8 protein-coding genes are annotated in these 11,077 nt (G+C 70.8%); all 8 read right to left on the minus strand.

The genetic code is table 11. The annotated features are described in order from the left end of the window. Positions 1–109 precede the first annotated feature (109 nt). Positions 110–883 (minus strand): hypothetical protein, encoded by a 774-nt coding sequence (locus tag BKH32_RS05435; RefSeq protein ID WP_075249000.1) that lies wholly within the window; start codon positions 881–883, stop codon positions 110–112. A 98-nt stretch (positions 884–981) separates the two neighbouring features. Further along, positions 982–2,772 (minus strand): serine/threonine-protein kinase, encoded by a 1,791-nt coding sequence (locus BKH32_RS05440; protein ID WP_075249001.1) that lies wholly within the window; start codon positions 2,770–2,772, stop codon positions 982–984. Continuing rightward, positions 2,769–4,409, minus strand: a complete 1,641-nt coding sequence (locus BKH32_RS05445) for an FHA domain-containing protein (RefSeq protein WP_075249002.1) — start codon at positions 4,407–4,409, stop codon at positions 2,769–2,771. Before BKH32_RS05445 ends, BKH32_RS05440 begins: the two co-directional genes overlap by 4 nt. Next, on the minus strand, positions 4,406–5,302 hold the full coding sequence (locus BKH32_RS05450) for a PP2C family protein-serine/threonine phosphatase (protein WP_081376703.1): 897 nt from the start codon (positions 5,300–5,302) through the stop codon (positions 4,406–4,408). The genes BKH32_RS05445 and BKH32_RS05450 overlap by 4 nt, the downstream gene beginning before the upstream one ends. A gap of 14 nt (positions 5,303–5,316) precedes the next feature. Continuing rightward, positions 5,317–6,639, minus strand: coding sequence for an RDD family protein (locus tag BKH32_RS14620; protein ID WP_075249003.1), 1,323 nt, complete (start codon positions 6,637–6,639; stop codon positions 5,317–5,319). Continuing rightward, positions 6,639–9,125, minus strand: coding sequence for a DUF3488 and transglutaminase-like domain-containing protein (locus BKH32_RS05460; RefSeq protein WP_075249004.1), 2,487 nt, complete (start codon positions 9,123–9,125; stop codon positions 6,639–6,641). The genes BKH32_RS14620 and BKH32_RS05460 overlap by 1 nt, the downstream gene beginning before the upstream one ends. Beyond that, positions 9,122–10,426, minus strand: a complete 1,305-nt coding sequence (locus BKH32_RS05465) for a DUF58 domain-containing protein (protein WP_081376704.1) — start codon at positions 10,424–10,426, stop codon at positions 9,122–9,124. The genes BKH32_RS05460 and BKH32_RS05465 overlap by 4 nt, the downstream gene beginning before the upstream one ends. A gap of 201 nt (positions 10,427–10,627) precedes the next feature. Then, a partial coding sequence (locus tag BKH32_RS05470) for an AAA family ATPase (protein ID WP_218638458.1) occupies positions 10,628–11,077 on the minus strand: 450 nt, incomplete at its 5' end.

Consider the following 11,077-nt stretch of genomic DNA (forward strand, 5'->3'; position numbering starts at 1 on the left):
CCCTTCCGCAACAGGCCCTAAGGGCGTCCCACGACTGCGGCGCGAGCATGACGCACGGGTCTTGTCTCCGCACGTGCGTACGCAGGTGAGTGCCATGCTCCGGTGCGCCTCAGGCCCGCTCCGTGCCCGGTTCGGGTGGGGGCGGTGGCGGGCTCTTGGTGCCCTCCGACTGCGCCGTGCTGTCCAGCAGGGGGAGGTCCTCGACAGTGACGATCCGTGCGGTCAGGGCGTAGTCGACCAGGGCGGTGCGCCGGTAGGAGGCGTGGACGCGAGGCCCCCCGCGCATGCCCTTGACCCCGATGCGGTCGAGCTTGTAGCAGACGTTGTCCAGCTTGCGGTTGAAACGGGTGAGGGTCCAGCCCAGGCGGGCTGCCGCATCGGCGTTGCGGGGCAGGTCGACCGGGCCGGTGCCGGTGCGCCTGAGCCAGGGCTCGGCCAGCGCCAGGATCGCCAGGTGCTGACTGGGGGTCAGGGTCACCATGCCCACGGTCGTCTCACCGGTCAGGGGAGTCATCGAACGCGGTTGGGCGGTCTCATAGCCGGGAAGGGGCACGGTCAGCAGGATCTCGTAGGTGGTCGACCCCGCGGTGAACACGATCGCCATCTCAGGAAACACCAGTGGCACCCGGGCGCCGGGAGCGATCCAGGAACGGGACGTGCCGGACTTCTCGGTCAGGGTCGCCCCGATGTGGGAACCGACGTTCGCGGCCCACCACAGGCCCGTGTCGTGTTCCAGGATGAGGAATGTGCGGTGCAGGAACAGGTTGTCGGCGTCGAGCACGAGATCCCCCTCGCGTCCGATACTGAAGCGGGTACCGGGCTCGACGTGGTACAGCTCGCCGACGAAGTCCACGAGCAGGGGCTCGGCGGGTGAATTCGTCATGATCCCTCCTTCTTCCTAGTGATTCCTCGATTGCGTGGTCATTCCATGAACGTCGGTGCTCGTGCGGTTGCCGGCAGGGCCCTCGGGCAGGGGACGGTTCAACCCTCACTGCCCGCCCCGGGGGTGTCAACGCAGGCGACGGCGGCCTCCGACGCCGCCCCGTTGGAGTCCCGGGCGACGACCTCGATGCAGGTCCGTGCACTGACCGGTGTGACGGTGGCGCCGGTCTGTCTGGTCTCCTGGACCGGAAGCAGCTGGCCCGGGTCGGAGATGCGGTACAGGAAGACCACGTCGTCGCCGCTGGAGTCATAGGACCAGGTGGCTGTAACGAGCCCCTCGGCCTGCGACACCTTGAGGTTAGTGACAGCGGGCAGTACCCCGGCGCCGGGAAACGCCCCGGGCGGAGCGGTGGTCGCCGGCTGGGCCGTGGCCTGCTGCGTCCCCCCTTCTCCTCGTAGCGCCGACCACACTCCGATCCCAGTCAGGCAGATCACGACGGCGGCGCCCAGAACGGTGACGGCCACGGCTCGCCCCGACAGGCGCCTGCGCTGCCGGCTCAGCCCCGCCTCAGCCTCCTGCGCGTCCGCAGTCTCCGCCGCACCCTGGGGCGCATCGTCCTGACAGGGGGGAGAGGATACGGGGTGAGGAGATGATGACGTCGAGACCGATGAGGGACTCGCCCGGTGCCCCGGGGGGACCTCCGCCTCCACGGCGGGGTCGGCCTCATCATCCGTGCGCCCGGGGCGGGTGCCGAGCTCCTCGGGCATGCGCGGTCCCGCGGGCGCCTGAGGCACCGAGAACCGGGGACGGGGACGGTTGCGCGGCGAGGCGGAGCCCGTGGGCTGGGCCTCGACACGACGAGGCGCGAACGTCGTGGCGGCGTCGTCATGCCTGTGGGCGGCGGGAATGGTTCCGGTCGGCCCGTCGGGGTCCACCGTGACGACCGGCCGCAGCATCGTGGAGTCCTGGTCCCGGCCGCCACCCGTGTCCCCTCCAGGTGCCTCCTCCATGACATCGAGCTGGGTGGCGGCCAGCTGCAGATCGGTCTGCACCTGTTGCAGCGCTCGTGCCAGGGCGACGGCGCTGGCGTACCGTCCGCGGGGGGACTTGGCCATCGCCGTGACCAGGACCCGTTCGAGCTGCTCGGGCACGTCACGTCGTCCGATCGGGGGGATCGGCCGGTGAAGCACTCGGTCGAGCATCGAGAGCTGGTCGTTGCGGTCGGCGCCGGAGACGTCGACGTGGGGTGAGCGCCCCGCCAGCAGCGTGTAGATGGTCGCGGCCAGGGCGTAGACGTCCGAGGCCGGCGTCAGGCTCTCCTGGTCGAGCTGCTGCTCGGGTGAGGCCCACGGCGGGGAGGCCCCACCGAACTCGTCCTGCTCGACGCTGAGCCCAATGGGTGCGGCGATCCCGAAGTCGCCGAGCACCGGACGCCCGAAGGGGGTGACGAGGATATTGGCAGGCTTGATATCTCTGTGGAGGTAGCCGACTCGGTGAATGGTCTCCACCGCACCCGCCACCTGGATACCGATCTCCAGGGCGCGTGTGAGGGTCAGGGGCTGCGAGGCGGCCAGCTTGCCCAGGTGGGGCGGGGGGCAGTACTCCATGATGAGGTAGCTGCGCTCCTCCTCCACCGTCCCGGCCCCATAGACCGACACGATGGAGGGATGTGACGACAGCCGGGCCATGAGATCGGCCTCGGTGGTGAACCGGTGGTGGTCACGCTGGCTGCCCCCTTGCCGCAGGATCTTGACCGCCACGTCGCGGCGCGGCACCTGCTGCTCATACAGGAAGACATCGGCGAAGCCCCCGGCGCCCAGGAAGCGCTTGGGCCTGGCTCCGAGGATCGGTGGCCCCTGCGGGAGAGCGCTCCTCTCGGCGGGCATCATGCCTCCCGCTCCACGGTCAGGGTCGTGTCGTCACCGATGTCGATGACGTCTCCGATGCGCAGGAAGAGCTGCTGGTGCTCGGGCACCCGGCGGGGCTCCTCCCCGGCGCGCAGCAGGAAGGTCCCGTTGGTGGACCCCAGGTCCTCCACACACATGTCCCAGCCCTCGACCCGCACGGCGCAGTGAGTCTTCGAGATCGCCTTGCCCGGGCTGGGGACCGCCAGCAGGTGGGGGCTCTGAGCGGCGGTGCTGCTCGTGCCCTGGGGCAGTCGGCCGATGATGACGTCGGCGTCCAGGACCGCGGTGGCGCCGGAGGAGACACGCAGAACACCCAGGACCGGTCGCTCGACCTGGCCGGTCCTGGAGGTGATGGCGCCGTCGCACTCGCGGCACGAGGAGGCGTGCACTGGGTTGGGGTGCCCCGCCTCGCAGAAGACGGCCAGCACGCTGGGGCCGGTGCCGGGCGGCTCGTCGGTTCCGCTCACCCCGGCCTGTCCGCCCAGGGCGTCCCTGGCGGCACGGAGCCCGGCAGTCGACACGGTGCGCCCGTCGTGCCTCCAGCGCTCGCCCGAGGGGGCGGAACCGTTCGGGGAGGCCGCATCCGCGCCACCGTCCAGGGCCTGTCCGTGAGTCGGGAGGGGCTCATCGGCCTGCGATGAGTGCCGGCCGGAGGCGTGCTCGCCGTGGGAGGAGACCCGGTGGCGTCCGAGCCCCCCGGTGAGCCGGGCCAACGGATCGATGCCCTCGGAGGGGGCCGGGCGGACGGCCGCCTCCTCGATGCCCCTCATCATCGTGTGCTCGAAGAGATGACCGACGTACTCGTCCTCGTCCTGCTGCTCGCCCACCTGCGGGTCTGCGGCTTCGGCCGCCGGAACGTCGTCGGGGCCCAGCACCGCGGCCCGGTCCCCGGGCCCGGCCCCCTGCGGGGAACCCGCACCGTCCAGCAGGTCCATGGACTCCGGTCCCAGCGTCCGTGCGGGATCGGGGCAGGCCAGGTGGGCGGCCTCCCCCTGGTCCTGCGTCCCAGGTCGCGATGACGACGGCGGTGGGGCGTCCTGCTCCGGGACGCCGTCGGACTGAGCCTGCTGGAGGATCTCCTGGACCTCCGACGGCAGCCGTGCCTCCCCGGCCTCGTGAGCGCCGGACAGAACCGGTGAGGACAGTGGGAACCGGTGGGCTCCGAAGCCGATGTGCAGCTGGGAGGCCCGGACGATCCCCGAGCGCAGGGGGAGGAACTCCTCGAGTCCTTCGGGGCCGGCCGCGTGCCCAGCGGCCGGGGCGAGCTCGAGGATGCACTGGTTGACTCCGTCATAGCGGGACTCCTCCCACACGACGACCTCGGAGGCGCTGAAGCTGCGCTCGCCGTCGGCGGTGTCCAGGTGGAGGCAGAAGCGCCCCCGGGCGGCCACTCGCAGCTCCTGGCCGTCGATGGCCATCATGAGGAAGTCGGGAAGGGTGAAGACCTCGTTGTCGTGCAGCCGGCTCAGGCTTCGCAGCAGGTCGCCGAGGCAGCGGTGCTCACCGAGCTCGGTCCACATCGCCTCCATCGCCTGCGCGCTCCCGTCGAGGGCGAGGACGCCGCCGTCCGCGACGGCGACCAGGATGTCGCCGGGCACCCAACGTGTCAGCATGTTCATGGACAGGACCTCCTGGAGACGGGGGCGGGGACAGTGGAGCCGGAGCCGGAGCCGGAGCCGGTGGCCCGGGGCAGCGTGATGTCGTCGACCTGCGTGTTCTCCCAGGGAGGGAAGGCCTCCACGACGTCGACGACGATGACGGTGACGTTGTCTCGTCCGCCGGTGGCCAGGGCCAGGGCCACCAGCTCCTGGGCGGCGTTGCGCGGGTCGGGCACGGACCTGGCCACCATCTCGATGAGGGAGCCGGCGACGTGCCCGCTCAGCCCGTCCGAGCAGATGATGAATCGATCGCCCACGGTGGCCGGCAGAAGGTACTGGTCGGCCACCACCTGGTCCCCGCCTCCGGCCCCCAGCGCCCGCGTGATGACGTTGCGGCGGCATGAGGACAGTGCCCGGGCCCGGTCCAGGTGACCGGAGTCGATGAGCTCCTGGACCTCGGAGTGGTCGTGGGTGATCTGGGAGAAGGACTGCGCGGACAGGTGGTAGGTGCGTGAGTCGCCGATGTTCACCACTCGCAGGCAGGGAAGTGCTCCCTGCCGGCAGAGCAGCAGACCCGTGAGCGTCGATCCGGGGGCGCGTTCCCCGGCACCCAGGGCGGCCACGCTTCGCGCGGCACGGGTCAGCCGCCTGCTGAACTCCTGCGACGTGACGAAGTCGCGCCCTACGAGGTCCTCGAAGGCTCTGACTGCGTGAGCCGAGGCGGTGCCGCCTAAGCGGTGTCCCCCCATGCCGTCGGCGACGAGGAAGACCGGGGAGTCGGCCAGCAGCGAGTCCTCGTTATCGTCGCGGACCTGGCCGACATCGGTGGCCGAGCCGTGACGCACGATGAGGCGGACCCCCTGAGGGTGGGAGGTCTCATGAGCCGCCGGATGCGCTGCGGTGGAGCTGCTCATCTCATCATCCCCTCTCAGCGCCCCACCATGAACCGGCGCCGACCGACATGAACGACGTCGCCGACGCCGGCTCTGATGCGCTGGCCCTCACCGGCGGTCGTCAGGGCGCCGTCAGGGGCCTCCACCGAGGTGCCGTTGGTGGAGCCCAGGTCCTCAACGAGCACACCGGTGCCGTCCACGATGACGGCGACATGGGTCTTGGAGATGGAGAACCCCGGATCGTCCACGGCAACGGTGCGGGCGCCCTCCCAGGGCGCGACCGCCTGCGGGTCGCGGCCCAGCAGGACCGTGCCTGCGGCGGTGAGGTCGACCCGCTGCCCGGTGTCCAGCAGGAGTGAGGGCGCGCACTGGGCAGCGGGCCTGGCAACGGTGCGGTCCAGGGAGTCCTCCCCGGCGCAGGAGTCCTGGGACCCCCAGGGATCCTGGGCCCCCGGCACCGCTGGTGCGGCGACCACGGGGGAGCCCGCCTGGTCCTGGTGCGCGCACCCCGCCGGCCCCTGCGGCTGCCCGGATCGCCACGGAACCTCAGTGATGAGGCCCTCGGCCCCGGAGGACGCCACGCAGGCCTCTGCGCTGCGAGTCTCGGCCGGTGCTCGGCGCACCTCGACAGAACCGGTGGGCTGAAGGTACTCATCAGCCTCGATGAGGTCCTCAAGGGCCTCAGGACGCCGGAACTGGTCATGGCCATGCCCTCCGCCGGTGCCGTCGTCGGCGTCCTCATCACGCAGCGCCAGCCACTGGGGGCCGAAGGCCTCACCTCCTCGTGCCGCTGATGGTCTGTGGGTTCCGAGCCCTGAGGGCTCCTCACCGGAGCCGGTGTCCTTGGCGGTGACCACGATGATGTCACTGATCCGGTCGAACCAGGAGCGACCGCTACGGTCCTCCGAGATCAGGTAGATGATGACGGCGCCGACACCCAGGGTGAGCACGGAGACGATCGACAGGACCACGAGCTTGGCGAGGGCGTTCAGGCCGGGCCTTCCCGGCAGGCTCCACCGCAGCCAGGAGATGCCCACGACCCTCATCCCCAGGGTCTGCCCGCGCCTCCACAGGTCAATGACCTCGAACCAGATGACAGCCACCGTTCCCAGGAACGCGAACACGGCCGCCACCCCGGTCGCCACCGCGGAGGCCGACTGCATGGCGATCACGGTGGGCATCAGGCATATGGCGTTGATGAGGGCCACCACCACTGCGTCGACCACCAGCGCCGTGGCGCGCATGCCGGTGCTGGCCACTCGGAGGTCTCGCAGGTGGGCCGGTGAGCCGTGGGTGAGTGCCGAGGCCGGGGGGAGGTCGGGGGCCGTCACTCGGTTCTCCAGTGATCCTGTCGTCATCAGTCATCTCCTTGCGGGAAGGGCAGTGAGTCCGTGGCCGACTGACGCGGCGGTCTGCGCAGGTTCGACGGGCTCAGCCGGATCGGCCACCGGACTGCTGCGCGGCCTGAACAACGTCTCAAGGAGGTCATCGAGAACCGCGCCACCAGGCGCCGGTACCGGGAGGCGCGGGAGGCCAGGGCCCGGCTCAGGGCATCGGTGCTGTTCCAGGCACTGGTCTCCACCGTGTCGGCCATGTCCTGGCCGCTGAACACCGTGGAGTCCACCAGCTGGGCCAGGCCGCCGACGCTGCCTGAGGCCGGGCGCGGGCGGAAGGTCAGCCCCGGGTTCGGCTCGCCGGAGACGAAGGAGTCGAGGTAGAGGGCCTGCTCGCTGCGGGTGGTTGTGCGCGGAACCCCGGTACGCAGGTCCGTGGCGTAGTCGATGAGCTCGTTCCATGAGCCGGTGATGCGCTCCATCCGGCTCGCGGCCCGGCGCCGTCGTCGACGACGCCACGCCTTGGCCGCCACGATGATGACGAAGGGCCCGGCGATGACCGCCAGGACGCCGCCCACCTTGGCCGCCAGGAGCAGCCATGCCAGCCAGGGGCTGGGGCGGTCCGAGTCGTCGTCGCGGTCCTCGTTGGTCTGCGGCGTCAGATCGGTCGGGTCCTGGGGCGGCACAGGTGGCTGAAGCACCTGGGGACGAGGATTCGGCTTGGGCCTGGGAACCTCCGTCTGGGGCTTCTGGTCGCGGGGCGGAGTGGGATCGAAGGCCACCCAGCCCACGGAGGAGAAGCTGACCTCCACCCAGGCGTGGGCGTTGGTTCCGGTGATCGCCTGCGTGCCCCCGGAGTAGGTCTCGGGGTAGAACCCCAGGACCACGCGCGCCGGGTAGCCGGCCTGCCTGGCCATGAGCGCCATCGCGACGGCGTACTGCTCGTCGTCGCCGATCATCGGCTTCTTAGGATCCAGGAAGGCGGTCAGACGCGCGGTCGAGTGGCTCGGCAAGGAGAGCTTGTCACTGCCATCGGAGAAGAAGCCCTGGCTGGAGAAGGTCTGCGCCATCGTCCGGATCCTCTCGACCGGAGTGGAGGCGTCGCCGATGAACTCGCTCAGACGGGTCCCGGCCGACTCCGGCACATTGCTCGTCTCGGGCATTGTCAGCGTGGTGAGCGCCTTGTCGCTGAGCTGCGCATCGGTCCAGGTCGGGGTGTCGATGATCGTGGTCGTGTAGCGGTCCCCTCGAGTCAGGCCCTGAGTGGTGATGGCCGACTCCAACGGCTCGGAGTAGTACAGGGACTCCTGCAGGATCGTGGCACGATCACCGCTGAAGGCGACCGACTGGATCCGACCGGCCCCGGGCATCCAGTAGCCCGAGTAGTCCTTGATCGTCACGTCCAGGCTCGTGGTGCTGGTGCCACCGGGCAACGGCTCATCGGTGATGGTGGAGCCCACCCGCCGGAACCCCTCCGCCGAGGCGTCAGTGCCCACCCGCATGACGGTGCCGTCGTAGGCGTCCAACGTGGCCAGACGGATCCTCTGGCCCTCCTTGAGCCCCTCAACCGTGAAGAGGGTGGAGTCCTTCTGGTTATCCACCCAGTAGCGGAAGGAGGTCAGCGGTGAGGCGTAGGCCGACAGGTCCAGAGGAGGCCTGACGTGGTCGCGCAGCACATCACGGCGGCCTCCGGGCTCAATGACGGGGGACAGGGTCGCGGCGACGGCGACGGCGAGCGCCAGCATGCCGGTGGTGCCGGCGACAAGACGGAGCCGGGCGCGACGCCGGGAACCGGGCCTGCCGACGATTCCGTGCCCCGCCGCGATACGACCCCGCTGCTGCAGGTGAGCCATCCACACCATGGCGACCACCAGGGCGAGACCAGCCGCAGGAAGCGCCAGCGGCGCCCGCTGCGAGCCCCACAGGATCCCGATGAGTCCCAGCGCCGCCACGGCCACCAGGGCCCAGCCCCGACGCTCACCGGCGCGCAGCGCGATCGTCACCGCCACCAGCGAGCACAGCAGCCCACTGAGGTAGGGGACGATCCCCGGACCGACGAAGGACGCCGCCGGAGGCGCGATCGTCAGCAGGTCCTTCCACGAGGTCACTGCGCCGACCACCAGCCCCTGAAGGGTCGCCATGGTCGGCACCCCCCACCGGCCCGTCGTGGTGGGAAGCGCCAGCGGACCTCCCGCCAGGAGGTAGGAGATGATCGCTGCCAGGAGGATCTCCAGGGGGTTCCACCGCCACCAGGCCCCAGCCAGTGCCACGAGCGTGCCAATGACAATGCCCCCGGCGACGGCGACATAGCCGCTTAAGGAGCCGAAGACGGCCCCGTGCGTGGCTCCGGCTGCGACCAGCAGCAGCACGACCGCCCCCAGACTCACCCAGTCCAGACGACGGGCCGGCGATCCGCTGCCCGACGAGGCGGTCGTTGCCGTGCCCGCACCGGCGCCGGTGGGCAGGCCCTCGGGAGGATCGGAAGGAGTGCGTGACCCACGCGCGATCATGAGCGGGCCTTTCTCATCGCGGGCGCCAGGTGCTCCAGGTCGGGAAGCGTCACCACGGGCAGCCCCGCGACCCTCTGCGAGGCCAGGTGCTCACGGGCGTTGATCCTCAGTGCCAGGCACCGGGTGCTGGCCGGCAGCTCGGCGTGAGCGCGGTGGAGGGCGGACGCCGAGGTCCTGGCACCAGTGACCAGGACGGTGACCGACGCCTGCGGCACGGTACTGACCGCCTGACGGGTCAGGTCCACCAGGTCCCCGGTGCCCTCCACCGGGTTGAGCGTGGTGAAGGTGTCCAGCACCCGCGCCCCCGTGGGCAGGTAGGGGCGGCCGGCCTGAGTGACCAGGCTGATCTCCCGGCTGTCCCGCACGGCGGCCAGCAGCAACGAGGCGCTCGCGGACACCGAGGTCTCGAAGTCCTCCTCCTCGTCCCAGGCCTGAGGATCGAGGTCATGGATGACCAGGAGATGGGCCCTGCGGGTCTCCTCGAACTGGCGCACCATGAGGCGGCCGGTGCGGGCAGTGGTCTTCCAGTGGACGTTGCGGCGATCATCACCTGGGGTGTACTCGCGCAGGGCGTGGAAGGCGACGTCTGAGCTGGACAGGTCCTGGGTGACGGCGCCCTCGATGTCGCGGATGAAACCGATCGCTGTGGAGTCCAGGTTGACGGTGCGCGGGTGGATGAACAGGTCGACCGGCTCGGTCCAGTTCTGTGAGCGTCGGACCAGGCCCAGTGCGTCCCCGCGGATGCTTCGCACCGGTCCCACCGTGATGACTCCCCGATGGCGGGTGGGCACGGTGAAGACCTCCTGGTGCTCGGCGCCGGGGGAGAGGCGCGGAATATCGAAGACGGCCATCCCCTGGCCCACGGGCATCTCCACCGTCGCCGGCCGGGTGGCGCGCTGCGAGGGAGGCGACAGGTACAGGGAGCCCAGTGCCGGATCGCCGACGACGACCCGGGTCGAGACCAGGGAGAGGCGCACCCGGTAGGTGGCTCGCCCCAGCGTCTGGAGCGCCGCCAGCACCATCAGGGTGGCCAGGGCCAGGGCGATGAACCAGGCCTCCAACCAGTGCCGGCCGGCGGCCAGGTACCAGGAGACGACGAGCACCAGCAGGCAGACCCGCCCCAGCGTGGTCACCATCGCGGCCGCGCCGCCCAGCCACGAGCCGCAGGCGCCCAGCACCGGCCCCACCACGGGGACGGCCCGTAGCCGCACGGCCAGTGCGGGCAGCCGCTTGTGCGCGGCCCCTCCTGCTTGTCGCAGCCCGGCCAGAGCCTGCCGGACCGCTCTGGCCAGGGCCGGCATCGATGAACGGGTTGCGCTCGAGGTCCGCCTCAGCTGGTGCAGTACTCGTCGGGAACGCCTCGGACCGGTCGTCGGTGGTGCGGAGGACCCCAACGGGGCGGAGGGGGCAGGTGCCCGCCCGCCCCCCGGGTCTCCTCGGGTTTCCTGACCCGGTGGGCGGGGGAGGGGAGCGGCGTCCGATGTCGTCGCAGCCATGAGGCCCTACTTCTGCACGGTGGGGACGGGGACGACCTCCAGGGCCTCGGAGATGACAGCCGACGGCGTGGCGCCGGCGAACTCGGCGTCGGGGTCCATGACCAGGCGGTGGGCCCACACGACCTGGGCGAGCATCCGCACATCATCGGGGATGACGTAGGGCCGGCCCTGAGCGGCCGCCCAGACCCGTACGACCCGAGCCATCGCCAGCGCCCCTCGCGTGGAGACCCCGACACGGGTGCTCTGCGAGGCTCGGGTGGCGGCCGCCAGTGCCGCGATGTACTTCACCACCGAGCGCTCCATGTGATTCTCCGCGGCGAGGTCGGCCATGGAGGCCACGGCGCTGGAGGCGATGACGGCGTTGAGCGACTTCGAGCGGTCCGGGTTGGCGCTGCCCTCCAGGACATCGGCCATTGCCTCCTCATCGGGATATCCGACGGAGGTCTTCATCAGGAA

Origin of the sequence: Actinomyces oris (assembly GCF_001929375.1) — a bacterium.
GTDB classification, from domain to species: domain Bacteria; phylum Actinomycetota; class Actinomycetes; order Actinomycetales; family Actinomycetaceae; genus Actinomyces; species Actinomyces oris_B.